Raw genomic sequence first — 26,401 nt, forward strand, 5'->3', positions numbered from 1 at the left:
TCCCGAATCATTTTTTCTCCCAATCAAAGCAGAAAAAAGATCAAAGCTATGTCAGCCTTGATCCTCCTCTTTTACAGCAGCTTACTCATATTCAAATCGGTAACTTCAAAATTCATTTTCTCATATAAGCGCCTTGCCGTTTTATTATGGGCAAATACGTGAAGGGACAGCTTCTCGATTCCAAGCCTTCTGGCCTCTTCTTCCAAAGCCAAGAGCGCCTGCCGCCCGTTCCCCTGGCCGCGGTACGCTTCATAAAGGCCAAAATCATAAATAAACGCTTCTTTCTGAGGATGATGCGGGTCGGCATAAACCCAAAGCCACCCGATGACGTCCTTGTTTTCGTTGACAATCGAGAAGAGGCGGTGGTTGGTGCTTTTCGTTCCGTTCGGCAAAAGCTTTCGGAGCTGTTCCTCCGCTTTCTCTAAAGCCTCTGCTAGCGTCCATGTGCCGGCTTTTACTTTTTCCATGGCGTAGTGTTCGACTGAATACGATCGGTAGGCTGTAAAATCTTTGTCTGACATGGGGGTTAGACCCACTGTCGGTTTTTTTAACATTTGGTTCACTCCTATGAAGCCCTCGTGATATATGCATGTTTCGGTTCGGACATTTTGTTGATTCGGTGCTGTATGTATAAGATGTTCAAAAGGAAAGCGAGAGCGGTTCCTTTGGCGGGTTCATCTCCGGACAGCTTGTTGACGGCTGCCGTCACTGAAAGTGCACAATAGATGAGAACGCCTGCGGATAAGATCATGATGATTCTGTGCAGCAAAAGGAAAAGGCTGTAGTGCATATCAGAAAATGCAAACGGTGCTGTAATTCTTATTGGGATTGAAAATAAATAATAAAATATAATGACTTTTAGTGTGGTGTATGGAATATCAAGACTAGGCAGAAGATCGAGAACTTTTTTCCGTGAAAGAAACCAGTATGGAATATACATTCCCAAGGTGACAAGACACAATACAAAAACGGACATGATACGTTTGCTTTTCGCACCGGACAGCGCTTTCATCGCCATCATTTCATTGTGGTTCATCTAGGATTCCTCCGGGTATTGAGTTTTCCAAACGAATATTCTTAATAACGCACACTCCATCAATATATCTGTTTTCACAATTTTAGACAATAAGTCTTATGCACTAAGACGGCTTTTGTACTATTTTCGACATAAATTCCCGGCTTACATGAAAAAACAATCTGAATTTCTCCAGATTGTTTTTCGTCTATCCCGCTTTGCGAATCGAAATCCGCCAATCGATTCCGGTTCCGATATGGTGCGTCTCAGCGAAAGAGCCCTGATTGATCGCAACGCCTAAATTGTCCAGCGAATTCACATAAACGAGCGGTTCGCCCACAGGTATATCAGCAAAAGAGCGTCCAAAGACGATGGTTTGCCGGTATACTTCATTGATACCGTGAGTGATGACGACTTCTACAGCGTCCCCATAGCGGATGTCTAAATTGCTGAAAAGCCTGCGGCTGATATTGGTCCAAAGGTTTCCGAAGCGAATATCTAAAATATCTATGGTGCCCGCAACCCACTCATGATCGATATAGGCTTCCATGACAGGGAGTTTGATGAGGGAATCGGGGGATACCTCCGGGCCGATCTGGTCGAAGCGGATTGCGCCTGACGCTAGCCTTGCGCCTGTGTATGCGTAGATGTCGCGGCCGTGAAACGTGTGCGATTCACCGGAGTTTGGCAGCCTGTTCAACGCCTCGTCGAGATGGCGCGCTTCGGCAATGCCGTTTTTCTGTACGACATGGGTAAGCGTGCCGTTATCCGGGGTAATGATATATTGATTTGAAGACGTCCTGACTGCCACGCTGCGGCGCTCCGAACCGACGCCGGGGTCAACGACGGATACGAATACAGTTCCTTCCGGCCAGTAGGAAACCGTCTGCAGCAAACGGTATGAAGCTTCCCAAATGTGAAACACAGGAATATTGTGCGTTACATCGAAAATCCGGATCGAACTGTCAACCGAATAAGCCACTCCGTACATCGCATTGACAGCCCCGTCGTCAATGCCAAAATCCGATTGTAAGACCAACGCATTCCGACTCATTCTATCTCCCTTTCCATCCCGATTTTTAGTTCTCTGTCAAAAATATTAAAATCATCATACAGCAGGCGGAAATGAAACGCAATACAACGGCATGTCCGTTTTTTCCATAGTATGAAAACTGATATTTGATTAATCAAAATCGTTTTTTGGCCTTTTGACGAAATTCCTCAGCCGTTTCATAATGGACGCATACGAAAAACAGCCTGGCTGTAAAGGCCAGACTGTTCATGATTAGCTCCCCAATTTGGATCGCGTAAGCTTCACTTTTGCCGTTTTTATTTTTCCGCGGTGGTAATACTTGAATGTCACGGTGTCGCCGACTTTTTTTGTATAGAGCTTTTTGCGGAGATCGATGATATCGTACACCCGCTTGCCGTCAAATTCAACGATGACATCAAGGCCATTTATCCCGGCTTTTGCGGCCGGAGATAATGCCTGCACGCTCATAACGACGACGCCCGATGTTACGTTTGTCGGCAGTTTAAGGGTTTCCTGCCAATGATAGCTTGCGATGTCGCCGAGCGATTTCATTTCGATTCCGAGATACGGACGTCTGACTTCGCCGTATGTTTCCAGATCGTTGATGACCGGAATCGCAAGGTTTGCCGGAATGCTCAATCCGATTCCTTCAACGGCGCTTTCGGCGATTTTCATCGAGTTAATGCCGATCACTTTCCCGTCAAGATCAAACAGCCCTCCGCCGCTGTTTCCCGGGTTAATCGCCGCATCCGTTTGCAATACTTCCGCATTCCAGTCCGGCTGGCCGTCATCATCTAAATCAACTGGAACGGCACGCTCTGTTCCCGAGATGATTCCTTGCGTTACAGAGCCCGAGAATTCGAGGCCGAGCGGGTTTCCGATCGCTATGACCGGTTCACCTGTTTTGACTTTATCTGAATTTCCGAAATCGGCAGCCGACTTTATTTTATTGCTTTTGACTTGAAGAACGGCAAGGTCCATCAGCTTGTCGCTGCCGATAAGCTTTGCCGGAATTCTGCTTCCGTCCTGCAAGCTGACTTCGAGTTGTGTTGCGCCTTCGATGACATGGTGGTTTGTCACGATATGGGATATGCTTCCGTTCTTTTTGTATACCACGCCGGAACCGGTTCCCGCTTCACCTTTTTCATCCCAGACACCCGTTTTTTGAATGTTGATGACGCCGACGACCGAATCAGACACTTTAGAGACCAGTCTTGTGACATCGGTATTTACATTGACCGAGACATTGCGAACGGCTCCGCCTTGTCCAGCCGCCTGGCTTCCGTCCGGTTCGGCGACTTGGAGGTTGTACGGCAAAAGCCCCTGCTGTGAGAGGTACGGCAGGGCAAATACCGTTAATAAAGCACCAATCACGGCGCCGACGAGGCTTGAAAACAAAAAGGTTCTCCAGTTTCTCGCCGGTTTTTCGCGAACGTATTTTTCATCATCATGATTAAACTCCACTATATTCAATCCTTTCAAGGAACGATATATGTATATAGTGTGGTTCACAAACAGTGAGATTAATCATTGATTCCGAAAAATTTATACCGCTGCAAGAGGTGTCGGTTTTTTTGGATCCGTATCATATAAATCAAACGTTTCACCTGTAATCAGGCCTTTTGCAGCAAGGGTTTGCTGCACTGACATTCTTGCGAGTTCCTTCATGTTGTTATCCTGGCTTAGATGGGCTAAGTAGATGCGCGATGTCTCATCACCGATGACGTCTGTCATCGCAAGCGCTGCGTCCTCATTTGATACATGGCCGACATCGCTTAAAATCCGCCGTTTAATATTCCACGGATAGCGGCCCATTTGCAGCATACCGACATCATGATTGCTTTCAAATACAAAAACGTTGGCCGACCTGATGATGCCCTTCATTCTATCGCTCACATAACCCGTATCCGTAATAAGCGCAAGTTTTCGCCCATTGTAGTGAAACACATAAAACATCGGCTCTGCTGCATCGTGGGATACGCCGAACGATTCGACATCAAGGGAGCCGAACGATTTTACCGTTTCCATCGGGAACACGAATTTTTGGCCGGTATCGATATTTCCGATGTGCCCTTCCATCGCCTTCCATGTCTTTTCATTCGCGTAAACGGGCAATTCGTATTTTCTTGCCAGCACGCCCAGTCCTTTAATATGGTCGCTGTGCTCATGCGTGACGAAAATGCCGTCAAGCTTGTCCAAGCTGCGGTCTATCTGGGCCATCAGCCCTTCGATTGCCTTCCCGCTAAGCCCTGCGTCTACTAAAAAAGCGTGGTCTTCGGTTTCCAAATAAAATGCATTTCCCGTACTCCCGCTCGCAAGTACGCTAAATTGCAGGCTCATGGTTCCTCACTCCATTATGATTTTTCCTTTGTCTCCTGTGACTGAAGAACGGCTCCATCCCGTGCATCAATGATGAATTCTTCATATATCGCGCCGTTGTCCGATTTGCGCTGTACTTCGATCCGCCAAACCGGTACGAAAATTTGTGCGCTTGCAAGAGGATATTGCGTGTAATACCCAATCTCGGCGGTTTTAATTTTGCTGTTAGGCTTAAGAAAATCAGGATAGTATAAAGCTTCAACCGCTCCGACAGCGGAAATCAGGTTTTCCGTTTTGACTTCTTTTATTTCTTTCAGCATCGACTGTTTGTACTTAACGACTTCATTTTTATCATTGTAAAACAAAACAACTTCGCCTATTTCATTTGCGGCATCATCTTTTTGGTTCTGAAAAATGTAGTCCCCTTTATACGTTTGAAAGAAAATGATCTGTTTTTGCGATTTGTCGACTTTCCAAAGCTTATACTTGCTTCCGTCCAGTAATTGCTCGTTCACAATTTCCCTGGCCTTCGTCTCCATGTCCTCTTTCGGCAGAAGGATCGGTTCTTCAAATCCCATCTCAATTTCAGTAAGGGAGTCTCCTTTTGACATGTCCATTAAAGGCTTTTGTCCTTTCAGCGATTTAATCTCGCTCGTTTTAAACACTTTTTTTTGTGCTGAAATCGAAGCGCCTTTTTGTGATTCCTTGGACAAGCTGTCATAAGTTATATGATCGGCTTTCATATCTTCCTGGAGCGTCGATTTTTCTAAAATCGGGAACTGGTTTTTGGTGCGCTTATCAAAATATTGAAAAGCCAAAAAGATATCAAGGATAAGGAAGACGATAATGAAGATTGTTTTCGTTCTATTCCACTCCATTTGCTTCGCCCTCCTTCACCGCTTCATTCGCCTTAGAAACGGGCTGTACTGTGCCGTTTATTTTAATGCACCATGTCGGCACCAGCTTGACAACCGGGTCTTGTTCTTCAGACACCGAGACCATTTCATAAGCAGGAAAAATTTGTTCAATGCTATCAAAATTGTATTCATCATGCTCTTTCAAGTACTCGATTAATTCCTTGCCGTTCATGATTTCTTTGCTTTTTTTGCTGAGAGGGTTTGAATTTGCCCCCAAAACATAGTTTGGATGCTTATAATCCAATATGTCATTATTGGCCCAGCGCAGATCGATGGAAGTCGTTCCAAAAGGCTGGCTTTGACTGTTGACGACCGGCAGCTGATCCATGTACAGGTAAAAACTGATCTGCTGATTCTCATTTAAGCTGAAAAACTGGTAATCATCTGTCCAGCTTCCGGTATCGTTTAAATATTTAAAGCTTTTATTAATCAGCTCTCCATTTTGATAAGATGAACTCGGCTCTAAGTTGCGGTGCTGAAACTTCACCTGTCTGTTGTTCGAATAAATTTCCAAAAGGCTGGTTCCATCAGTGTAAATAGGATTGTTTAAATTCGTCTCCTGCCGAACGGTTTCAGGGTCATCAAACAAAGCCTTTTTAAATCGGCTTGGGCTGATCGTTTCCGTAAAGTACTCTTTTTCTGTCAGCTGCAGCCTGTTAACAGGAAGGAGCACATCTCTTCTTGAATTAATGGCATACGCCTTGTAGGCAGGCATACGCGATTTTTCCTTGTAGATTTCCGACACGATGTTTCGATAATTAGCCGATTCAATATCAGCTTCAACGACCGTTTCTTTGCTGAAGGAAACAAAATAAATCTTTTTCGTTCCGCTTCCTTCGTCGATAGGAAGGACAATCCTGTCAAAAGAGTTATATTCATAAGAATTCGCACTCCATTTGAACAGCGGCTGCAAAACGTCAAGCGGAATGCTGTCACTGAAGACAAGGTCCAATTTTGGATCTTTGTTTGAAGCATAAAGCCAATCTTTGAACTGCTGTTTGCCAAAGGTATCTGAAATGTCTTTCAGCGATTTGACTTCCCAGCGGCTCATATCATCCCACAGCTGCGTGTAAAGCGTTAAATCGTTTAGCAAATAGTGTTTTCCCTTGTCATGTATAAACATTTGCTGCGGTTTAACCGCTTCGTTCAATAATTTGGTCTGATTTGTGATCGGCTGCTTATCGCTTACCTGCGCCTTGGAGTTGGAGATCTTTTCGTAATTGCCCTGAAACCCCCAAATGTTAAAGGTAAAAAGAAGACTGATCAAAACTAAAACGGACAATACTATCGTTTTAATTGTTTCACGCTTCATCCCAATCATCCTCTTTTTCCTCTTTGTACGGCAGGGTAAATGTGATCGTTGTTCCTTTTCCTTCGATGCTGTCGGCCCAGATGTCTCCGCCGTGAGCCTGCACCATTTCTTTTGCGATTGCCAGACCAAGACCTGTGCCGCCGAGCTTTCTCGTTCTCGCTTTATCGACGCGGTAGAAACGTTCGAAAATCCGCTCCATATCCTTTCTTGGAATGCCGACGCCTTCATCTTTGACGCTGATATAAAGAAGCTCTTCTTCTTCATTTACATCGACGGAGAAGGTAATATGGCCTCCCTCAGGAGAATATTTCAATGCGTTTGAAATAATATTATCCAACACCTGCGTAATTTTATCAGGATCCATTTCGACATACAGATCTCTGTCAGGAAGATGGCTGATAAAATCGACATGCTGTTCCTTTGTCATTTCAAAACGCTCAATAATAAGAGAGAAGAAGCGGATAAAATGAATCCATTCCTTGTTGAATTGGTAATCCCTGCTGTCAAATTTTGAAAGTTGAAGCAGGTCATTGACGAGCCTGATCATCCGTTCTGTTTCATTTTGCGTGACATTCAGGAAATGCGGCGCAATATTTGCGTCCTGCCAAGCGCCTTCAGCCAGCGCTTCTAAATAGCTTCGCATCGTCGTCAACGGTGTTCTGAGCTCATGAGACACGTTTGCCACAAACTCTCTTCTTTCCTGGTCAATCTGTTCCTGTTCAGTGACATCGTAAATGACCGCGATTAATCCGTCGATCTTTCCGTGCTCTTTTTGTATCACCGAAAAGTTAACGCGAAGCACAGAAGTTCTTTCTTCCTGTTCAATCTCAAGAATGAGAGAATCCTGCTGTTCGACTAAATCTTCAAACGTATATTCTTTATCAAGGCCGAGCAATGTAGTAATCGGCATTTCGAGAGCAGTTTCACGTGAAACATTCAAAAGCTCCAATGCCGGTGTATTTAATAGTATGATGGCGCCGTTTCGGTTTGTCGCGATGACCCCATCCGTCATATATGCGATAACAGAAGATAGTTTCTTCCGTTCGCCTTCCGTCATCGACTGTGCTTCTTTCAGTTCTCTCGTTAAATAATTAAAGGTCGTGGCGAGCTGGCCAATTTCGTCGTTTCCATATTTCCTGACCTTTCGGGAGAAATTCCCTTTCGCCAGTTCGATTGCCTGCTTTCGCATATCTGAAAGCGGGTGTGTAATGGTCCGCGCCACAAACACTCCCAAAAAGGCAGTGATCCCAAGTGCAAGGATCGTTCCTGAAGCTAAAATCGTATTGATCATCCGGATTTGATTGTAGACATCGTCCATTGAAGCTACGACATAAATCGCTCCGATCGTCTCTTCATTGGCTTTTTTAATCGGAGTGACGGAAATTTGGACTCTGCTGTCCCGTACCGGATCAAAAAATTTGTTTTCATACGGCTGACCGACAAGCAGCGTTCTTTTTATGATGCCTTCCGTTGTCTTTTTTCCGGCTACTTCCCTGTTATACGGATTGGAAGTCGCAATGACTTCATAGCTTTTGTCAATCAGGCTGACCTCTAGAATTTTGCCTTCCTTGCTGAAATCGCTTAAAATCCGCTCAGCATCCTCCTTCAACGTTGTGGAGGATGGTGTGCCTCTGTCTTTCGTCATCTCCTGTTCAAGATAATACGACAGATTGTTTACCCGCTGATCGAGTGATTCCTTATACGTATCGAGAAGGTATTTCTCCATCGCATTTACGAAGTACACGCCGATAATTTGCATCGCGACGATAATGAGCAGTACGTATATTAACGTAAACTTGAAATGAATGGATCGAAAAAAACCGACTTTGTTCATTTGGTCATTAGTCCTGTTCCGGATTTCTCAAATAATAACCGACACCGCGTCTCGTCACGATCCAGCTCGGGTGGCTCGGATTATCTTCGATTTTTTCGCGAAGGCGGCGTACGGTGACATCAACTGTGCGGACATCACCAAAATAATCGTACCCCCACACCGTTTGCAGCAGATGTTCGCGGGTCATGACTTGTCCGATATGTTTTGCAAGGTAGTGAAGCAGCTCAAATTCCCTGTGGGTCAGCTCGATTGTCTCATCGCGTTTTGACACAACATAGGCATCCGGAAAAATGACGAGCGATCCGATTTGGATTTCGTTTGTCGTTTGCTCTTCTTCAGCAGGCGCAGCCGTAGTCTGCCGTCTCAGGTTCGCTTTGACACGGGCCAATAGTTCGCGGGTACTGAAAGGCTTTGTGACATAGTCGTCAGCACCGAGCTCAAGACCGATGACCTTGTCGATTTCGGAATCTTTTGCGGTCAGCATGATGATCGGCATATCATATTTTTTACGGACCTCACGGCATACTTCCACACCGTCTTTGTTCGGAAGCATGATATCGAGAAGGATTAAATCAGGATTCAGCTCCTCGACCATCTCAAGCGCTTCATTGCCGTCATAAGCGCAATGAACATCATAGCCTTCTTTTTTCAGATTAAACTCTAAAATATCGGCAATCGGCTTTTCGTCATCTACAACAAGTATCTTTTTTTCCATTACTTATTCCTCCTGGTTCAGGGTTTGTTTACAGTGTTTATATTAAGTTCATGTCGTAACATTCAAAATAGATTTCTTATACATTATAACGTTTATGAGACAAAAATTAAAAAAATAGTTATAAGGAAAGGAATTGGTAATATCCCCCATTCATAATATTTCAGCTTCTTTCTCACCAATTAAATTTCTGTTACTTTTTTTACTGAAAAGTGAAACATCTTTCGTTTTTGAACGTCTATATAGTAACGTCTTCTTCTTTGGCCGGCTGCTCCGGCCTCTCTTTTTTTCTCTCTCATAAACGCTCCGCTGCTTTTCAAAAAAAATTTCCGCTAAAGCTTAACCTATAAGAAAAACGCATCTGCTAAAAGCAGACGCGCTTTAAAGTGGCTCGGGACGGAATCGAACCGCCGACACACGGATTTTCAGTCCGTTGCTCTACCAACTGAGCTACCGAGCCTTTATGTAAATGGCGGTCCGGACGGGACTCGAACCCGCGACCTCCTGCGTGACAGGCAGGCATTCTAACCAACTGAACTACCGGACCGTATATTTTATTTACAGTACCTGCTCCGGAAAGGAATCGTGGTCCTTCCGAAGCAAGCGGGGATTTAGCAATAATGCTAAGTAAAATCAATGACCCGTACGGGATTCGAACCCGTGTTACCGCCGTGAAAGGGCGGTGTCTTAACCGCTTGACCAACGGGCCATATGGTAAATGGTGAGCCATGAAGGACTCGAACCTTCGACCCTCTGATTAAAAGTCAGATGCTCTACCAACTGAGCTAATGGCTCTTGTCGTTGTTTTCGCAACAACGAGATTTATATTATCATAGAACGAACAGAAGTGGCAATATGTTTTTTTATTTTTTTTCTCTATTTATTTTTTCCTGCCATGGTTTCCCCCGTTCCTTCGCGGTTTATAGACAGCTTAAAATTGCCAGGTGAGCATTCATTCCTTATCATTGCTCAAGGCTCCGCCAAAATCCCGGGAGGCTGACGGCCTTCTCTTCTGCGAATCAACCCGTAAAAAACAAAGCCTCTGCAGATTGCAGAGGCTAAATCGGTTAATTCGGACGGTAGACGCTTCTGACGACGTTTGTCTGAGAGCGGTCAGGACCGACTGAGAAAATCGAAAGCGGAATGCCTGTCAGCTGTGAGATGCGCTCAAGGTAGTGGCGGGCATTCTCAGGCAGGTCGCTGAGGCTTTTCGCTCCTGTGATGTCCTCAGTCCAGCCCGGCATTTCTTCATATACCGGTTCACATTCTGCCAAGGCTTTCAGGCTTGCAGGGAATTCTTCAAGAATTTCTCCGCGATACTTGTAAGCGACGCAGATTTTCACGGTTTCGATTCCGGTCAGTACATCAATGGAATTGAGAGAAAGATCAGTAATTCCGCTGACGCGGCGGGCATGGCGGACAACCACGCTGTCGAACCAGCCGACGCGGCGCGGACGTCCTGTTGTTGTTCCGTATTCGCGGCCGACCTCACGGATTTGGTCTCCGATCTCATCGTTAAGCTCAGTCGGGAACGGACCGTCTCCGACGCGGGTCGTGTATGCTTTCGATACCCCGACGACATGCTTGATTTTTGTAGGACCGACGCCTGAACCGATCGTCACGCCGCCGGCAACCGGGTTGGAAGACGTAACAAACGGATATGTTCCTTGGTCGATATCAAGCATAACCCCTTGTGCGCCTTCAAACAGGACGCGACGTCCGTCGTCTAGCGCGTCGTTTAAGACAACCGATGTGTCGCATACGTACTGTTTGATTTGCTGGCCGTATTCATAATATTCATCAAGAATGTCTTCGATTTTAAACCCTTCTGCTTCGTACATTTTTTCAAGCAGGCGGTTTTTCTCGTCTAAATTGCGGGCGAGCTTTTCTTCAAAAACGTCGCGGTCCAAAAGGTCGGCAATGCGGATTCCCACGCGGGCCGCTTTGTCCATATAAGCCGGGCCGATTCCTTTTTTCGTCGTTCCGATTTTGTTGGCCCCTTTCCGTTCTTCTTCCACCGCGTCAAGCTTCAAATGATACGGCAGAATGACATGGGCTCTGTTTGAGATTCTCAGGTTGTCTGTCGCGACATTGCGTTCATGAAGATATGCAAGCTCTGCAACCAATGCTTTCGGATCAACGACCATGCCGTTTCCGATCACACATATTTTATCTTTATAAAAAATACCGGATGGGATTAAATGAAGCTTATACGTTACCCCGTTGAATTTAATCGTATGTCCTGCGTTATTTCCACCTTGGTACCGTGCGATAACCTCTGCGTTCTCTGAAAGGAAATCGGTAATTTTGCCTTTCCCTTCGTCACCCCACTGCGTACCGACAACAACTACTGAAGACATATCCGTGCACCTCCGTTAACCTTTTCAAACGATATCAATATCAAACACATTCAGTTTATCAGTGTAAGAAGGCAAAGTCAATCGTAAATCCGAACATTTATTTTTTCACAAAACATATTGTTCGTTATTGATTTATATATTTCTTTTTTGGGAGATGTTTTTAAGATAAAATCTCAAAAACTACATTTTTATTGGACAAATACACATAAAACGCCGTCTTCTTCAATATGAAATTAGTAAGGAGGGGAATGTCCAATGGAAACCGTATTGATTTTTGCTTCCGTATTATCGCCCATCATTTTGGCGCTTGTCGAGCTGGTGAAAAAAACGGTAAGAGTGCCCAAAAATTTGATTCCGCTTACGTCTCTATCGATTGGTTTTCTGATCGGAGCCGCCGCATATCCGTTTACAGAACTTGAGCTTGTTCTGCGATTATGGGCCGGCGGTCTGGCAGGCTTAACGGCAACCGGCCTGTTTGAGATCGGCAAAAACCGCGGAACAAGAAACAAAAAAAATCCCTAAGAAGCAATTCTTAGGGATCTATGCACCAGGCGGAACACCTGCGTCGTCAAAACGGCGCTCCAAGTTTACGAACTTATTATATTCTTTTACAAATGCGAGTGATACGGTGCCGACCGGGCCGTTCCGCTGTTTAGCAATAATGATCTCGATAATGTTTTTATTCTCTGTTTCTTTATCATAATAATCGTCACGATACAGGAAGGCGACGATGTCGGCGTCCTGCTCGATACTTCCCGATTCCCGGATGTCTGACATCATCGGACGCTTGTCTTGGCGCTGCTCAACGCCGCGGGAAAGCTGGGAAAGCGCGATGACCGGAACTTCGAGCTCCCTCGCCAGCGCTTTCAGGGAACGGGATATTTCCGATACTTCCTGCTGACGGTTGTCTTTTGATCTGCCGCTTCCCTGGATGAGCTGCAAATAGTCGATCAAAATCATGCCGAGTCCGTGCTCCTGCTTTAAACGCCTGCATTTTGAACGGATTTCGCTGACCCTGATACCCGGAGTATCGTCAATGAAAATTCCGCTGTTTGACAGGCTCCCCATCGCCATTGTCAGCTTGCCCCAGTCCTCTTCCGTCAAATTTCCGGTACGGAGATTTTGGGCGTTGATATTTCCCTCGGCGCAAAGCATCCGCATGACCAGCTGCTCTGCCCCCATCTCAAGACTGAAGATCGCGACGCTTTCGTCCGTTTTCGTCGCTACGTTTTGCGCGATGTTCAAGGCAAAGGCGGTTTTCCCGACCGACGGACGCGCGGCGACGATGATCAGGTCGTTTCTCTGGAATCCGGCCGTCATTCTGTCAAGCTCCGTGAAGCCGGTCGGGATTCCGGTGATATCCCCTTTCCGGTTGTGAAGCTGTTCGATATTATCGTAGGTTTGAACGAGAACATCCTTAATATTTTGAAAGGCGCCCGAGTTTTTCCGCTGGGCGACTTCCATAATCGTTTTTTCTGCTTCGCTTAAAAGGTCTTCGACTTCGTCCTCCCTTGTATATCCGTCCTGCGCAATCGTCGTTGCGGTGCGGATCAAGCGGCGGAGAATCGATTTTTCTTCCACGATTTTTGCGTAATACTCTATATTAGCCGCAGTAGGCACAGAATTTGCAATATCCGTCAAATAAGAAATCCCGCCGACTTCTTCCAAAAGGCCGGTATTTGCAAGCTCTGATGTGACTGTCACCAAGTCCACAGGCTCGCCGCGGTCCCCCAGAATCAGCATGGCGTTGAATATTTTTTGGTGCGACATTCTGTAAAAATCATCTGGAATTAAGACTTCAGACGCCAACGTGAGCGCGGAAGGCTCTAAAAAAACAGCACCTAACACGGCCTGTTCAGCTTCAATATTCTGCGGCGGCAGCCTGTCATTCAGAAGATCTGTCATGTTAAGCACCGTCCTCCCATTAAAAATAACCCAACGTCTATTTTATCATTTTTACAAAAAATATAGTAGACTCTCTATTAAAATGGGCATTTTTAGAAATGGGCAGAGGAAACAAACCGGTGCGGCGGCATTATTCCGCTCTTTTGTTCCAATTGTCTTTAAACAGCATGCCGACCATTACATCGGTCGCTTTCTGATACAGCTCCCATTCTTCGTAAGCGGCAAATTTCATGCGCAGCGTTTGCAACGCGTTGCGCATATCTTTCGACTCTTCAAACGTATACATCCCCTGCGCTCTGACCTGCTGCTCATACAATTTCTTTTTTAATGCCGATAACGGTGTGTTCATCACATCACCTCCTGTTTTATTTATATCCTTTATTTGTTTTTCTTCCAACCAACCCGTTATATGATGTTACAATGATTGTTGGGAACAATATTTACTGTTGCGCCCCTTTTCCACTTTAGTACAATAGAAAATATCGAAGTCTTTACATATTCCTACTGAACAAATCATGCATATGCCGCAGCATATTTTGCCTGCGAAGCTGGCCGAAACAGAGGAAGAGTAACCTTGGACCTCGTTTCCGGGTTTCTTTTTCATGCCACTTGTTCACCCGAAAGCAAAGGAGAATACACCATGCACCACATTGACGCACGACGGACCCGCATCAACAGAATCTTTCTCATTGCGGGAATTATATTCATCGCTTTTAATCTAAGGCCCGCCATTACATCTGTCGGACCGCTGATCAGTTCGATCCGTACCGATCTGGATATGACAAACGGAATGGCAGGTTTTTTGACGACTTTGCCGCTATTGTCTTTTGCGTTTCTTTCCCCGGTCACCCCCAAGCTGGGACAACGGCTGGGCAATGAAAGAACACTCTGGATCGGTCTGGTCGTTCTTTTGATCGGAATTTTGCTCCGCTCCTACGGGGAAGCGTTCACATTGTTTGCCGGAACCGCTCTGATCGGCGTCGGCATCGCTGTCTTAAACGTTCTGCTGCCGAGCCTGATCAAACATAAATTCCCTGATAAAGCGGGAATCATGACGAGTATTTATACGACGGCCATGTCGATATTTGCGGCTTTGGCATCAGGGATCAGCATTCCCCTTTCCCACGGTTTGGACTGGGGATGGAGCGCCTCGCTCATGGTCTGGGCGGGACTGGCCTTTTTGGCGATATTGATCTGGGTTCCCCAGCTCCGCTATCATGACACGGCAAACCGCACAGTTCAGTTGAAAGCAGACGGGCAATCGGTCTGGCGGTCGAAAATCGCCTGGCAAGTCACATTTTTTATGGGGATTCAGTCTTTCCTGTTTTACTGTACGATCGCTTGGCTTCCCGAAATCCTCAGATCCCACGGGATGAGCATGTCGCTTGCAGGCTGGATGCTTTCGCTTATGCAGTTTGCCAGCCTTCCGTCAACGTTTTTAACCCCGGTTCTCGCCGGCCGTTTCCGCGACCAAAAAAGCATCGTCCTCGGACTCGGCATTCTTTATTTATCCGGAATGGCGGGCCTTTTGTACGGCGGCAGCCCGGCCATGCTGACCTTTTGGGTGATCTTGATCGGAGTCGGACAAGGCTCTAGCATCAGCTTGGCCTTGACATTAATCGGACTGCGGAGCGAGAATGCGCATCAAGCCGCAGCTTTATCAGGAATGTCACAGTCCGCCGGTTACTTGCTGGCGGCGATCGGCCCGAGCTTTGTCGGTTTTCTGTATGATCATACGCATTCCTGGAACGGACCGATCCTCCTGTTCATCGCCGCACTGATCGCCTTGATCGGGACAGGCCTCGGCGCGGGAAGAAATCTCTATATATACGCAAAAGCCGCTTAAAAAGCCGACCATCGAGTCGGCTTTTTTACGTCATAAAACCCTGACAATAAAGCGGCCAAATAAATGATTCTTCATGATCATCATATGCCAGAAAAAATAAATTTTCGCGAATGGTCTAGACAACTAGAATTATACTATTCTATACTTATGATAACGTTTTCAAGAAAGGACTTTTGACTGTGTTGATAAAAAAATCTCAGCGCTTTATTTTTAAGCACCTTACGATTTATGGCGAAAATGAAACGATTCAAGACGGATTTCTTCTGACGAACGGAGAAAAGATTGAGGCTTACGGACCAATGGCCGATATTCCCGATTCAGCGGAGACGGCCGAGCCGCTTCAGTTCCCGGAGAACTTCAAAGTGCTGCCGGGCATGATTGACGTTCATATTCACGGCGCCGATGGAGCCGATGTGATGGACGGGACGCAGGAAGCGTTAAAGACGATGGCTGAAGCACTTCCGAAGGAGGGCACGACAAGCTTTCTAGCGACCACGATGACACAGGATGCGTCAACCATCGAACGCGCCCTTGAAAATGCAAAACGGTATCAATCAGAGCAAAATCAGCCCGGTGCGGCGGAAATACTCGGGATTCACCTGGAAGGCCCTTTTATTTCGGAAAAACGCTGCGGAGCCCAGCCGGCCGATGCCATCATTTCGCCCGATCTTGCGGTATTCAAAGAATGGCAGCGGCTGTCGGGGAATAACATTAAATTAGTTACAATCGCGCCTGAGGCCGAAGGGGCTTTAGAACTGATCGCCTATTTGAAAGAGACCGGCGTTATCGCGTCAGCCGGTCACTCCGACGCGGGGCTCGAAGAAATGAAAGCCGGGATAAAAGCCGGGATTTCACATGTGACCCATTTATTTAACGGCATGCGGGGCCTTCATCACCGCGAGCCGGGAGTTGCGGGAAGCGCCCTTTTATATCCTGAGCTTAAGACGGAGCTGATTGCCGACGGCATCCATGTCCACCCTGCCGTTGTCAAATTGACGTTCATGCAAAAACAAAAAGAAGGCATCATTTTGATCACGGATGCCATGCGCGCCAAATGCTTACAGAACGGAACTTACACATTAGGGGGACAGGAAGTTTTCGTCGAAGGCGAAAAAGCCGTTTTACAGGACGGAACATTGGCCGGAAGCATTCTTAAGATGGAACAGGCCGCGAGGAACATGATGGAATTCGCAGATTGCGCGCTCGAGGACATCGTCTATATGACGGCGGTCAATCCTGCCAAACAGCTTCAGGTGTTTGATCGGAAAGGCAGCATTCGAAACGGCAAAGACGCCGACCTGATCGTATTAAACGAACATAACGAAATCGTTCTCACGCTATGTAAAGGAGCAATCGCTTACAGCAAAAGGGAGGTTTGATCATGAAAATCATTGAAGCCAGGAATTATGAGGATATGAGCAAAAAAGCCGCCAGCTTCATCATCGAAAAAATAAACGGTTCATCAGCGCCCGTGCTCGGGCTGGCCACCGGAGGAACGCCGCTTGGAACATACCGGTTCCTGCGGGAAGACCATCTGAACAATCAAACGTCTTACCAGCATGTCTATACAGTGAATTTAGACGAGTATGTCGGCCTTTCGCCTGATGATGACAACAGCTATACGTTTTACATGAAAAAGGAGCTTTTTGGCCACATCGACATTCCGGCGAGCCATACTCATTTGCCTGACGGAATGGCCGCAGATCTGCAAGGCGAGTGCCGGCGCTACGAATCTTTGATCGAGCGGCTCGGAGGCGTTGATCTGCAATTGCTCGGCCTCGGCATGAACGGCCACATCGGCTTCAATGAGCCGGGGACGCCCTTTTCATCTGAAACACATGTCGTTGAACTGACCGATTCTACAAGAAAGGCAAATGCCCGTTATTTTAATTCTCTGTCATCCGTGCCTGCTCAGGCCGTCACGATGGGCATTGCAACGATCATGAGAAGCAAACAGATTCTGCTGCTCGTGTCAGGAGAGAAAAAGGCCGGCATTCTGGCAAAGCTGCTCAGCGAACAACCGAATGAGGACATTCCTGCTTCCGTCTTAAACATGCACCGGGACGTGGTGATCATCGCTGACAGTGACGCATTATCGGTTGTAAAAGAAAGGAGCATTGCCTTTTGATCAAAAAAGATTCCCACATTCCTATATACTACCAAATCGAAACCGAAATTAAGAAGCTCGCAGAAACGAAAGATTTAAAACCCGGAGACCTCATCCCCTCTGAAAGGGAATTTGCCGAAAAATACGAAGTGAGCAGAATGACCGTCAGGCAAGCTGTCAACAATCTCGTAAATGAAGGGATTCTGGTCAGGCAGCGGGGAAAAGGAACCTTTATTGCCGAACCAAAGATCGAGCAGCCTCTTCAAGGCCTGACGAGCTTTTCCGAAGACATGAAGTCAAGAGGCATGACGCCGGGGACGAAGATGCTCGGCTTCGGGATCATTCCGTGTGATCATAGAACGGCTGCAAAGCTTGAGATACCTGAAGGTTCTTCCGTCTATGAAGTCAAACGGATCCGCCTTGCCGATAAGATTCCGATGGCTTATGAAATTTCTTATCTGCCTGTTGAACTTGTCAAAGGCCTTACAGAAGAAATTATGAATGCTTCGCTGTACGACTATGTGGAAAACAAGCTGTCCCTTACAATCGACAGAGCCGCGCAAACGCTTGAGCCTTCCATCGCACAGCAGGCCGAAAGCGAACCGCTGGACATCGAGGTAGGATCACCCGTCCTTTTAATCGAACGATGCAGCTATTTAACAAACGGCAGGCCGTTTGAGATGGTGAAATCGGTTTACAGAGGAGACCGCTACAAATTCGTAATCGACATGAAGAGGAAAGAACGATGAAAACAACAGAAGGAACAAACGCAAAAAGCAAAGCACTCGATGAGATGACTTCGCTCGATATCGTCGCACTGATGAACGAGGAAGACCATACGGTGCCGCAAGCCGTCAAACCGTGTCTTCCCGATATCGCCCATGCCGCCGACACGATTGTCAGCCGCCTTCAGTCGGGAGGCAGGGTGTTTGCCGCAGGAGCAGGCACGAGCGGAAGGCTTGCCGTCCTTGACGCCGCCGAACTGCCGCCGACATTCTCGCTTGACGAACGTCAGTGGGTCGGTCTGATTGCCGGACATTACGAGGCCATGTGGAAGCCGATCGAAGAAAATGAAGACGACCGGGACATCATCGTCTCCCAGCTCAAGGCACATTCATTTTCAGAAGCGGATGTGTTCATCGGCGTCACAGCCAGCGGTTCAACGCCTTATGTCCTTGCGGGATTATCCTATGCAAAAGAGATGGGAGCCGTCTCCGTTTCGATCAGCTGCAACAAGGAAACGGAAGCAGCCAGGTTCAGCGACATTGCGATCGAGGCTGAGACAGGACCGGAAATTATCCGCGGCTCGACCCGCTTAAAAGCGGGAACGGCTCAAAAACTGATTCTCAACATGCTGTCAACTGCGGCAATGGTCCGTCTCGGCCACGTCTATCAAAACGAGATGGTCAATATGCAATTGGTCAATCAAAAGCTCAAAAACCGGGCCGCAGGCATTTTAATGAACACGACCGGCTTATCACGGGACGAAGCGTTACAGGCTTTAAAAGAAAGCCGCTACAACGTCAAAGCTGCGATTTTTATGGTGCTGACGGGCGGGACGCTTGAAGAGGCAGACCGCTGTTTATCCTATGAAAATGGCCGTTTAAAACACGCGATTCAATATCATCGAAAGGGGTTTTCATGATGCTTGGTTTTCTTCAAAACATCGGGCGCGCTTTAATGCTGCCGATCGCCGTTCTTCCTGCCGCGGGCCTTTTGCTCGCTTTGGGAAGAGCAGATTTGTTCAACATTCCGTTTATCGCCGCCTCAGGACAATCGATCCTTGATCAATTGCCGATCATCTTTGCAATCGGGGTTGCCATCGGCTTATCGAAAGATGGACACGGGGCCGCAGCGCTGTCTGGAGCAATCGGCTATTTCGTGCTGACGGGCGGCCTTGCAGCGATCAATAAAGATTTGAACATGGGCGTGCTCGGCGGCATTATCTCGGGCGTGGTCGCCGCTATGATGTACAACCGCTTTAAAGATGCAAAACTTCCGGAATGGCTTGGCTTCTTCGGCGGTAAACGCTGCGTTCCGATTATGACGGCCATGTCTTCTATCATTCTCGCGGCCATTTTCGGGTTTGTCTGGATATACGCACAGCAGGCGATCGATGCCGTCGGAAGCTGGATCATTCATGCCGGAGCGGTCGGCGTCGGAATTTTTGGCCTTTTAAACAGATTGCTGCTTCCGCTGGGGCTTCATCACATTTTAAACAACATGGTATGGATGGTATTTGGAGAATTTGCCGGCAAAACGGGCGACATGAACCGATTCTTTGCCGGGGATCCGAGTGCCGGCGCGTTTATGACGGGCTTCTTTCCGATCATGATGTTCGGCCTTCCTGCCGCATGTCTGGCTATGATTGCAGCCGCTAAAAAACACCGCCGCAAAGCAACGGCCGGATTTTTGATCGGCTTGGCGTTCACGTCGTTTTTAACCGGGATCACGGAACCTATTGAATTCACCTTTATGTTCCTGTCGCCATTGCTTTTCGGCATTCATGCCGTGTTAACGGCGAGCGCAATGGCCATTACCAATATGCTGGGCATCCATCACGGCTTTACGTTTTCTGCAGGTATCATCGATTATCTCTTAAACTTCGGAATCGCCACAAAGCCGCTGCTCCTGCTGCCGATCGGACTGGTGTACGGCGCCATTTATTTCGTCATGTTTTATTTCTTGATCACGAAGCTGAATTTAAAAACGCCTGGACGTGAAGACGAAGAAGAATCAGCTGCGCCGGCTGAAACAGAAACGGGTTCATCCAAATACGAAAGCCTTGCCGTCCAATACCTTAAAGCCCTGGGCGGAAAGGAAAACATCGATACGCTGAACAACTGCGTGACCCGCCTCCGCCTCAAAATCCGCGACGCATCCAAGCTGGACGAAAAATCGCTGAAAACGCTGGGGGCCAAGGGGATCGTCAAGCTGAACCAGCACGAAATACAGGTAATCGTCGGCACAGATGTTGAATTTTTGGCAAACGAAATGCGGAAAGATTTATAAAAAAAAGCCCCTCTTGCAGGGGCTTTATCTTATGATTGCTCTTTCACGTGTACTTTCAGCGTCGCCTGTACCTCCGGATGCAGCTTAACCGGGACGTTTGTATATCCCAGCGTGCGAATGGCATCGTTCAGTTCAATTTTCCGCTTATCAACTTTTAATTGGTGTCCCTTTTGCAGCGCATCGGCAATCTGCTTGCTTGTGACAGAACCGAACAGACGGCCGCCTTCCCCTGACTTGGCAGAAAGCTCAACCGTAATGTTTTCAAGCTTTTCTTTCATCTCTTTAGCCTGCTTCAGCTCTTCAGCCGCTTCTTTTTTCTCTTTCTTCTTCTGTCCTTCAAGCGCGCTGATGTTGGAAGGTGTTGCTTCAACAGCAAGGCCTTTTTTGATCAAAAAGTTGTGCGCGTATCCGTCTGCCACGTTTTTGACCTCGCCTTTTTTCCCTTTGCCTTTTACATCCTGTAAAAAAATTACCTTCATGTCTCATTGCCTCCTTCAAAATACTCGTCAATCGCTTCTTTTAGACGGCGGAGCGCCTCCTCAACCGAGACATCCGTCAGTTGTGTAGCGGCATTTGTTAAATGCCCCCCGCCTTCAAGAGCCTCCATGATGATTTGAACGTTTACCTCGCCTAGCGATCTTGCACTGATGCATACCGTGCTCTCGTCTCTTCTCGCCACTGCAAAAGAAGCTTCAACCTCGCTCATCGAAAGAAGAGAATCCGCGGCTTGAGCGATAATGACCTGGTCAAAATAGTCATCATCCCCGCCGCCGGGCAGAGATGCAATGGCGATACCCTCTTTATAAAAGGATGTATGCTGAATGAGCCTCGCCCTTTTAATATAATGATCGGCTGTCTCTTTCAAAAACTTTTGCACAAGCACGGTGTCGGCGCCCTTAGCCCTCAAGTATGAGGCCGCATCAAACGTACGGGAGCCGGTACGGAGAGAAAAGCTTTTTGTATCGACGATAATCCCTGCCAGCAGTGCGGTCGCTTCAATCATATTGAGTTTCAGGCGTTTCGGCTGATACTCAAGCAGCTCAGTGACAAGCTCAGCCGTCGACGAAGCGTATGGCTCCATATAGACGAGCAGCGGATCTTTAATAAATTCTTCTCCTCTTCTATGATGATCGATTACGACGACATTTTCAATTTTATTGACCAGTCTCTCTTCAATAACAAAAGACGGCCTGTGCGTATCGACGATCACAAGCAGCGTATCATCTTTGGCAATCTCAAGCGCTTCTTCAGGCGTAATAAACCGCGACCAGAGCTCTTCGTATTTTTTGATTTCCCCGATTAGCCGCTGAACGCTTGCACCGATCTGATCGGAGTCAATCACGACGAATCCGTCTTTTCCGTTTGCCTGCGCCACTTTTAAAATCCCGATCGCCGAACCGATGGAATCCATATCGGGATACTTATGCCCCATGATGATGACATTGCTGCTTTCAGAAACGATTTCCTTAAGCGCATGGGAAATCACCCGTGCTCTAACCCGTGTCCGCTTTTCCATCGGGTTCGTTTTTCCGCCGTAAAATTTCACTTTTCCGTTCGGCTGCTTGATCGCCACCTGGTCGCCGCCGCGGCCAAGCGCCAGATCAAGGCTTGATTGCGCAAGGTCGCCAAGCTCTTTCAAAGAGGAGACAGACGCGCCGATCCCGATGCTTAAAGTTAGCGAAATGGCATGAACAGACGTCTTTTCCCGGATTTCATCGAGAATTGAAAACTTCGATGCTTCCAATTCGCTTAAAATGTGCTCGTTTAAAACACCGATAAACCGCTCGGATGAAATCCGCTTGAGAAAAATGTCGTATTGTTTGGCCCATTGATTCAGAAGGGATGTCACTTCACTGTTCATCGTGCTTCTTGTCTGGTCATCAAGACCTTGTGTTACATCATCATAATTGTCTAAAAATATGTAAGCCAGAACCGTTCGTTCGTTTTCATACTGCTTCTCAATCTGCGTTTGCTCTGTGACATCAAAGAAGTATAAGAGCTTTTCTTCCCTTTTAATGACGACGTTAAATTTCCGGTCGTTTAAGGTGATCGTTTCCGTATCGACTTCCTGCTTGATCAAAGGTACGACCGATTCGCAAATATCATAAAGCGACCTTCCGACGAGCGTACTTTCGCTAAAGCATGACGCCATGAACGGATTCGCCCATTCAACATAATACTGGTCATTGAAAAGCATGATCCCGATCGGCATTTCCAGCAGCGCTTCTTCCCCGACTTTTTTCAGCCTGTAGGACAAAGTCGAGATATAGTCATCCAATTCTTGTCTGATTTGAGAATCCGCACGTTTTAAAAAGAATAAAATGACGCCAAGGATAAGGACGCCGGCCGCTCCTGCCACCCAATTAAAATAAACGTTGATGAGGACAGAAATGATTGTGACGATAATTAAAGAATAAATGGGATATCGAAATAACGGTTTTTCATAAAAACTTGGCACTCCAATCAACTCCTCACCACCAGAGAGAACATCATCACGATGATTTCTTTACTTTCTCCCTTAAGTTAAAACCTATGTCAATTATACCCAAGATACGGACAAGATACATCAAGGGCGTAAGCAGCCCGAAGATCAAAAAAAGAACCGGCAGGGCCGTTGGCAGCTTTTTGGCGTGACAAAAATAAAAAACGAATGAAAAACCTTGAATGGCAATAATGAACCCCATCATCACGCTCGCATTTAAAATAATCGAGTAGAACACGCTTCCCTCTTCAGCAGGTGCCAGCGACAGAAGAATCGTCAGCAAATACAGCCAAATCGTGCCCTGTGGAAGCTTCAGCTCCCTAAAAGGCTTCAGGGACGGAATTTGCATGGCAAAACGCCGCAGCACCGGCTTTGCGATCAGATGGTTTAAAAATGCGGTGATGGCGGAAAAGATCACGATCACCGTCGGATATAAATACTGCGCCTGTTTTAATTGTTCTCTGACGAGTTCCAGCTGTTTCGCCGCCTCATCGTCATTTCCAAACTGCTTCATAATCGATTCAGACATTTTGAATGATTCATTATATGATTGATTGATCTCTTCTATTAAGTTTAACCCGAGAAACTGAATGCTAATAAACAACAGCAGCACAATGGAAACCATATAAGCAACAGCGGCTGAAGCAATCGCCTGCGCAGGCTCGTTTTTTCTGTAATGAAACCCCATGAGAATCCCCGCGGCAGTTACGGGAACAGCGAAAGCCAGACTGCTCAAAGAGCCTGTTATCAGTGAAACAGGCAAGCTCACTAAGCCCATGAAAAGACCGGGCTTTACCCCGTGCCTGATCGTTTGAATCATGGCAGGCAAAGGCAATGCCAATAAGAGAAACGTTCCGACGAAAGGAAGATAGAGGCTTATCATCATTACAACGGCAAAAAGACTGACCAAAATAGCGCCCTCTACCAAAGTTCTTGTTTGTTTCACTTGTTCACCTCATATTTTTGTTTTCTGAATCCAAAAAGAGCAGCATGGACGACTGCTCTTTTTCCGTCGCAATTTCATTTTCAATAAGACGATAACATGAGCAGGTGCAAAGCCTTCTCTCATTGTTTCTTTAATTTTAACATAAGGGCAAATCTCAAGTAAAATAAGGCCAGCGGCGACGAAGGGAATGTTCCATGTGAAACATCCCCTTCTTTCAAGAAAAGCAGCTCAATCAATCTAAAAATCCGGATTTATCTTTATTTTTTTTCTTCGCCTTTCTGATCATAAACAAGATGATCAAAACCATGATCAATATCGTGATCCGAAGTCCTCCGCTCATAAATAAAAAGAAGTCTTTTACAGAATCCAGCACCCTTTATCACCTCTCACTTGTGTAATCACTCAGCTGAAAAATCTCATACTTAAGAATTCCCCTTTCAAAAACGGTCTGAAACGTTCCTTTAACCTTTTGGGCGTTTTAGGCATATGCTATCAAAGAGAAAGCAATAAAGGAGAATGGATATGAGTCATACAAGAACATTGGCGTGGCATGAAACGCTGGAATTGCATGAACTGATCGCCACACAATCAGTAGGCTTAATCAAGGTGAAAAAGAGCCTGAAAAAGATTAGAGATCCCCAGCTCAGACACCTTTACAGCATGGCGGCAAGAGGATTGGAGGGGAATTTACGAGAGCTTCTCCCGTTTTTGCCGAAGGCTCCGGTTTTCCACCGGGATGATGAAAGAGCGGATCTTTTCTTTGAAGCAGGAGAGTTATTAGCATTGGCGAAAACAAGCGTCCGAAATTATGCAATCGCCATCACGGAAACGGCAACCCCTGAGCTCAGAAGAGTGCTGGTGAAGCAGATTAATGCAGCCATCAGGCTTCACGAGCAAGTCTTTCAGTACATGTACCAAAGAGGACTGTACCCTGCCTACAACCTCACTGAGCTCTTGAAGGGCGATGCGATGCATGCCCAGAAGGCAATTTCGATGCGATAAAAACCAACCAGCAAGGATCAGATCCTTACTGGCTGTTTTTTTTTATATCAGGACACGGAACGCTCTGGCAGATGATATGTCGCCATCTTTTTGACGAGCCTGCCGCTTGATTCATTCAAGCCCGTCACCTCAACGTCCGCGCCTTGCTCCTTGTATTTCAGAATGATTTTGTCGATTGCCGCAACGGCGGAATCGTCCCATATATGCGCTTCTGAAAAATCAAAAATAACCTTTTTGGCGTCATCGTCTATTTCGATGGATTTTACAAGGTCGTGTACAGATGCAAAGAAAATTTGACCTTTGAGCATGTATGTTTTTTCTTGTCCGGTTGATGCGGTATCGACTTTGATTTTAGAAATTTTCGCCGCAAAAAAGATCGCGCTTAAGATGACGCCGGCAAACACGCCTTTTGACAAATCATGCGTGGCTACGACGGTAATGACTGTCACCAGCATGACAATCGAATCGGTAAGCGGCACCTTTCTCAACATGCCGAATGAAGACCAGTCAAATGTTCCGATGGACACCATAATCATGACCCCTGCCAAAGCAGCCATCGGAATTTGGACGACCCAATCGCCCAGCACCATGATCAAAAACATTAAGAAAACACCTGCCACAAAAGTGGACAAACGTCCTCTTCCTCCTGATTTTACATTGATCACGGACTGGCCGATCATCGCACAGCCTGCCATACCCCCGAAAAACCCGGCAACGATATTGGCTATTCCCTGACCGCGGCTTTCCCTATGTTTGTCGCTTTCCGTTTCCGTCATGTCATCCACAATAGAAGATGTTAATAATGATTCCAAAAGACCGACGATGGAAAGAGCAAAAGCAGTCGGAAAAATGATCGACAACGTGTCAAAGTTTAAAGGAATATTCGGGATCATAAAAGATGGAAAAGATTGCTTAATCTCTCCCAAATCTCCGACCGTGCGAAGATCAAGATGGCCGAAAATAGAAAATGCGGTCATGGCAATGATCGCAACAAGAGCAGATGGAATGGCTTTTGTGAAGCGGGGCAAAATGTAAATAATCAACAATGTAATACCGACAACCACATACGTCATATACGAAACTCCAACAAAATGGGGAACCTGGGCCAAAAAGATCAAAATGGCCAGCGCATTTACGAAACCTACCATAACCGACCGTGGAATAAATTTCATAAAGCGCGCGATTTTCAGTAACCCAAATATGAATTGGATGATTCCGGTTAAAATCGTAGTCGCAAACAAATACTCGATGCCATAATCCCTGACCAGCGTACCCATTAAGAGAGCCATCGCTCCCGTTGCAGCCGAAATCATCGCCGGCCGCCCTCCTGCAAACGAAATCACAACAGCAATACAAAACGACGCATACAAACCGACCATCGGGTCTACGCCCGCAATAATGGAAAACGCAATGGCTTCGGGAATGAGAGCCAGCGCTACGACGATACCCGAAAGGATATCACCCCGCACATTTGAAAACCATTCGCTATTTAATTGTTTGATACTCAAAATATTCAACACCTCTTTTATCTGTTTTGCTTCCAACTCTCATAGAAGCCGTCTGTTTTTAACATGATTCACTTTAGCAAACATGCATCTA

Annotated in this window: 26 protein-coding genes and 4 tRNA genes; 9 read left to right on the forward strand and 21 right to left on the reverse strand. The window is 46.6% G+C overall.

What is annotated here, in order from left to right; genetic code table 11:
* Positions 1-71: 71 nt before the first annotated feature.
* From NSQ39_RS20495 to NSQ39_RS20560, 14 genes are all read right to left on the reverse strand, one after another.
* Positions 72-554: a GNAT family N-acetyltransferase gene (locus NSQ39_RS20495; RefSeq protein WP_175075916.1), complete on the reverse strand. Its 483-nt coding sequence runs from the start codon at positions 552-554 to the stop codon at positions 72-74.
* A gap of 11 nt (positions 555-565) precedes the next feature.
* Positions 566-1,036: a hypothetical protein gene (locus NSQ39_RS20500; protein WP_046130581.1), complete on the reverse strand. Its 471-nt coding sequence runs from the start codon at positions 1,034-1,036 to the stop codon at positions 566-568.
* A 187-nt stretch (positions 1,037-1,223) separates the two neighbouring features.
* The gene (locus tag NSQ39_RS20505) at positions 1,224-2,069 is read right to left on the reverse strand and encodes an SAM hydrolase/SAM-dependent halogenase family protein (RefSeq protein ID WP_046130582.1); all 846 of its coding nucleotides are present in this window, start codon (positions 2,067-2,069) and stop codon (positions 1,224-1,226) included.
* Between the two features lie 231 nt (positions 2,070-2,300).
* The gene (locus tag NSQ39_RS20510) at positions 2,301-3,512 is read right to left on the reverse strand and encodes a S1C family serine protease (protein WP_309245908.1); all 1,212 of its coding nucleotides are present in this window, start codon (positions 3,510-3,512) and stop codon (positions 2,301-2,303) included.
* Between the two features lie 81 nt (positions 3,513-3,593).
* The gene (locus NSQ39_RS20515) at positions 3,594-4,388 is read right to left on the reverse strand and encodes an MBL fold metallo-hydrolase (protein ID WP_048353860.1); all 795 of its coding nucleotides are present in this window, start codon (positions 4,386-4,388) and stop codon (positions 3,594-3,596) included.
* A gap of 14 nt (positions 4,389-4,402) precedes the next feature.
* Entirely contained in the window at positions 4,403-5,245 is an 843-nt protein-coding gene (locus NSQ39_RS20520; RefSeq protein ID WP_175075913.1) for a two-component system regulatory protein YycI, read from the reverse strand.
* Complete coding sequence (locus NSQ39_RS20525) at positions 5,232-6,596, reverse strand: YycH family regulatory protein (protein WP_175075912.1); 1,365 nt, start codon at positions 6,594-6,596, stop codon at positions 5,232-5,234. Before NSQ39_RS20525 ends, NSQ39_RS20520 begins: the two co-directional genes overlap by 14 nt.
* On the reverse strand, positions 6,586-8,430 hold the full coding sequence (walK, locus tag NSQ39_RS20530; RefSeq protein WP_046130587.1) for a cell wall metabolism sensor histidine kinase WalK: 1,845 nt from the start codon (positions 8,428-8,430) through the stop codon (positions 6,586-6,588). Before walK ends, NSQ39_RS20525 begins: the two co-directional genes overlap by 11 nt.
* Positions 8,431-8,437: 7 nt before the next feature.
* Positions 8,438-9,145: a cell wall metabolism DNA-binding response regulator WalR gene (walR, locus tag NSQ39_RS20535; RefSeq protein ID WP_046130588.1), complete on the reverse strand. Its 708-nt coding sequence runs from the start codon at positions 9,143-9,145 to the stop codon at positions 8,438-8,440.
* 384 nt (positions 9,146-9,529) lie between these two features.
* Positions 9,530-9,602 (reverse strand) — tRNA-Phe (locus tag NSQ39_RS20540).
* Between the two features lie 10 nt (positions 9,603-9,612).
* Positions 9,613-9,689: transfer RNA gene (locus NSQ39_RS20545), tRNA-Asp, on the reverse strand.
* A 90-nt stretch (positions 9,690-9,779) separates the two neighbouring features.
* Positions 9,780-9,851, reverse strand: a tRNA-Glu gene (locus NSQ39_RS20550).
* A 10-nt stretch (positions 9,852-9,861) separates the two neighbouring features.
* Positions 9,862-9,937, reverse strand: a tRNA-Lys gene (locus NSQ39_RS20555).
* A 272-nt stretch (positions 9,938-10,209) separates the two neighbouring features.
* Positions 10,210-11,502 (reverse strand): adenylosuccinate synthase, encoded by a 1,293-nt coding sequence (locus NSQ39_RS20560; RefSeq protein WP_046129414.1) that lies wholly within the window; start codon positions 11,500-11,502, stop codon positions 10,210-10,212.
* 255 nt (positions 11,503-11,757) lie between these two features.
* Here NSQ39_RS20560 and NSQ39_RS20565 point away from each other — a divergent pair, with 255 nt between their 5' ends.
* A complete protein-coding gene (locus NSQ39_RS20565) occupies positions 11,758-12,024 on the forward strand; it encodes a holin (protein WP_175077315.1) in 267 nt (88 codons plus the stop codon).
* Positions 12,025-12,042: 18 nt separating this feature from the next.
* Here the strand turns inward: NSQ39_RS20565 and dnaB are convergent, their stop codons facing one another.
* Together dnaB and NSQ39_RS20575 are read right to left on the reverse strand one after the other, a co-directional pair.
* On the reverse strand, positions 12,043-13,407 hold the full coding sequence (gene dnaB / locus NSQ39_RS20570; protein WP_046129416.1) for a replicative DNA helicase: 1,365 nt from the start codon (positions 13,405-13,407) through the stop codon (positions 12,043-12,045).
* A 130-nt stretch (positions 13,408-13,537) separates the two neighbouring features.
* A complete protein-coding gene (locus NSQ39_RS20575; protein ID WP_046129417.1) occupies positions 13,538-13,756 on the reverse strand; it encodes a hypothetical protein in 219 nt (72 codons plus the stop codon).
* Between the two features lie 130 nt (positions 13,757-13,886).
* Between NSQ39_RS20575 and NSQ39_RS20580 the strand changes: the two genes are divergently transcribed.
* The 7 genes from NSQ39_RS20580 (at position 13,887) to nagE (ending at position 20,372) form a co-directional block, all read left to right on the forward strand.
* On the forward strand, positions 13,887-13,979 hold the full coding sequence (locus tag NSQ39_RS20580; RefSeq protein ID WP_128748418.1) for a YycC family protein: 93 nt from the start codon (positions 13,887-13,889) through the stop codon (positions 13,977-13,979).
* Between the two features lie 68 nt (positions 13,980-14,047).
* Positions 14,048-15,253, forward strand: a complete 1,206-nt coding sequence (locus NSQ39_RS20585) for a CynX/NimT family MFS transporter (protein ID WP_046129418.1) — start codon at positions 14,048-14,050, stop codon at positions 15,251-15,253.
* A gap of 179 nt (positions 15,254-15,432) precedes the next feature.
* Positions 15,433-16,632 carry an N-acetylglucosamine-6-phosphate deacetylase gene (gene nagA / locus NSQ39_RS20590; protein ID WP_099047084.1) on the forward strand — a complete coding sequence of 400 codons (1,200 nt, stop codon included), beginning with the start codon at positions 15,433-15,435 and terminating at the stop codon, positions 16,630-16,632.
* Positions 16,633-16,634: 2 nt separating this feature from the next.
* On the forward strand, positions 16,635-17,381 hold the full coding sequence (gene nagB / locus NSQ39_RS20595) for a glucosamine-6-phosphate deaminase (protein WP_046129419.1): 747 nt from the start codon (positions 16,635-16,637) through the stop codon (positions 17,379-17,381).
* Positions 17,378-18,109, forward strand: a complete 732-nt coding sequence (locus tag NSQ39_RS20600; RefSeq protein WP_046129420.1) for a GntR family transcriptional regulator — start codon at positions 17,378-17,380, stop codon at positions 18,107-18,109. Before nagB ends, NSQ39_RS20600 begins: the two co-directional genes overlap by 4 nt.
* A complete protein-coding gene (gene murQ, locus NSQ39_RS20605; RefSeq protein ID WP_046129421.1) occupies positions 18,106-19,005 on the forward strand; it encodes an N-acetylmuramic acid 6-phosphate etherase in 900 nt (299 codons plus the stop codon). Before NSQ39_RS20600 ends, murQ begins: the two co-directional genes overlap by 4 nt.
* On the forward strand, positions 19,005-20,372 hold the full coding sequence (gene nagE, locus NSQ39_RS20610) for an N-acetylglucosamine-specific PTS transporter subunit IIBC (protein ID WP_046129422.1): 1,368 nt from the start codon (positions 19,005-19,007) through the stop codon (positions 20,370-20,372). Before murQ ends, nagE begins: the two co-directional genes overlap by 1 nt.
* Before the next feature lie 29 nt (positions 20,373-20,401).
* On the opposite strand, the gene rplI is transcribed toward nagE, so the two are convergent.
* The 4 genes from rplI to NSQ39_RS20630 all read right to left on the reverse strand — a co-directional run bounded on the left by rplI (position 20,402) and on the right by NSQ39_RS20630 (position 24,140).
* Positions 20,402-20,851 (reverse strand): 50S ribosomal protein L9, encoded by a 450-nt coding sequence (gene rplI, locus NSQ39_RS20615; RefSeq protein ID WP_046129423.1) that lies wholly within the window; start codon positions 20,849-20,851, stop codon positions 20,402-20,404.
* Positions 20,848-22,830, reverse strand: a complete 1,983-nt coding sequence (locus NSQ39_RS20620) for a DHH family phosphoesterase (RefSeq protein ID WP_046129424.1) — start codon at positions 22,828-22,830, stop codon at positions 20,848-20,850. The genes rplI and NSQ39_RS20620 overlap by 4 nt, the downstream gene beginning before the upstream one ends.
* 34 nt (positions 22,831-22,864) lie before the next feature.
* Entirely contained in the window at positions 22,865-23,800 is a 936-nt protein-coding gene (locus NSQ39_RS20625) for a YybS family protein (RefSeq protein ID WP_175077316.1), read from the reverse strand.
* A gap of 232 nt (positions 23,801-24,032) precedes the next feature.
* Complete coding sequence (locus NSQ39_RS20630; protein ID WP_236809876.1) at positions 24,033-24,140, reverse strand: hypothetical protein; 108 nt, start codon at positions 24,138-24,140, stop codon at positions 24,033-24,035.
* 182 nt (positions 24,141-24,322) lie between these two features.
* Between NSQ39_RS20630 and NSQ39_RS20635 the strand changes: the two genes are divergently transcribed.
* Positions 24,323-24,802, forward strand: a complete 480-nt coding sequence (locus NSQ39_RS20635) for a spore coat protein (protein WP_175077317.1) — start codon at positions 24,323-24,325, stop codon at positions 24,800-24,802.
* A gap of 47 nt (positions 24,803-24,849) precedes the next feature.
* Here NSQ39_RS20635 and NSQ39_RS20640 read toward each other — a convergent pair whose 3' ends face one another.
* A complete protein-coding gene (locus NSQ39_RS20640) occupies positions 24,850-26,310 on the reverse strand; it encodes a SulP family inorganic anion transporter (protein WP_216898927.1) in 1,461 nt (486 codons plus the stop codon).
* Positions 26,311-26,401: the final 91 nt, after the last annotated feature.

This window comes from Bacillus sp. FSL W8-0848 (genome assembly GCF_038007805.1).
GTDB lineage: Bacteria > Bacillota > Bacilli > Bacillales > Bacillaceae > Bacillus > Bacillus glycinifermentans.

Coding starts and splice junctions, on each gene's coding strand:
- NSQ39_RS20495 (WP_175075916.1), bottom strand. CDS start 554: ATGTTAAAAAAACCGACAGTGGGTCTAACCCCCATGTCAGACAAAGAT.
- NSQ39_RS20500 (WP_046130581.1), bottom strand. CDS start 1,036: ATGAACCACAATGAAATGATGGCGATGAAAGCGCTGTCCGGTGCGAAA.
- NSQ39_RS20505 (WP_046130582.1), bottom strand. CDS start 2,069: ATGAGTCGGAATGCGTTGGTCTTACAATCGGATTTTGGCATTGACGAC.
- NSQ39_RS20515 (WP_048353860.1), bottom strand. CDS start 4,388: ATGAGCCTGCAATTTAGCGTACTTGCGAGCGGGAGTACGGGAAATGCA.
- NSQ39_RS20520 (WP_175075913.1), bottom strand. CDS start 5,245: ATGGAGTGGAATAGAACGAAAACAATCTTCATTATCGTCTTCCTTATC.
- NSQ39_RS20525 (WP_175075912.1), bottom strand. CDS start 6,596: ATGAAGCGTGAAACAATTAAAACGATAGTATTGTCCGTTTTAGTTTTG.
- walK (WP_046130587.1), bottom strand. CDS start 8,430: ATGAACAAAGTCGGTTTTTTTCGATCCATTCATTTCAAGTTTACGTTA.
- walR (WP_046130588.1), bottom strand. CDS start 9,145: ATGGAAAAAAAGATACTTGTTGTAGATGACGAAAAGCCGATTGCCGAT.
- NSQ39_RS20560 (WP_046129414.1), bottom strand. CDS start 11,502: ATGTCTTCAGTAGTTGTTGTCGGTACGCAGTGGGGTGACGAAGGGAAA.
- NSQ39_RS20565 (WP_175077315.1), top strand. CDS start 11,758: ATGGAAACCGTATTGATTTTTGCTTCCGTATTATCGCCCATCATTTTG.
- dnaB (WP_046129416.1), bottom strand. CDS start 13,407: ATGACAGATCTTCTGAATGACAGGCTGCCGCCGCAGAATATTGAAGCT.
- NSQ39_RS20575 (WP_046129417.1), bottom strand. CDS start 13,756: ATGAACACACCGTTATCGGCATTAAAAAAGAAATTGTATGAGCAGCAG.
- NSQ39_RS20585 (WP_046129418.1), top strand. CDS start 14,048: ATGCACCACATTGACGCACGACGGACCCGCATCAACAGAATCTTTCTC.
- nagB (WP_046129419.1), top strand. CDS start 16,635: ATGAAAATCATTGAAGCCAGGAATTATGAGGATATGAGCAAAAAAGCC.
- murQ (WP_046129421.1), top strand. CDS start 18,106: ATGAAAACAACAGAAGGAACAAACGCAAAAAGCAAAGCACTCGATGAG.
- nagE (WP_046129422.1), top strand. CDS start 19,005: ATGCTTGGTTTTCTTCAAAACATCGGGCGCGCTTTAATGCTGCCGATC.
- rplI (WP_046129423.1), bottom strand. CDS start 20,851: ATGAAGGTAATTTTTTTACAGGATGTAAAAGGCAAAGGGAAAAAAGGC.
- NSQ39_RS20630 (WP_236809876.1), bottom strand. CDS start 24,140: ATGAGCGGAGGACTTCGGATCACGATATTGATCATGGTTTTGATCATC.
- NSQ39_RS20635 (WP_175077317.1), top strand. CDS start 24,323: ATGAGTCATACAAGAACATTGGCGTGGCATGAAACGCTGGAATTGCAT.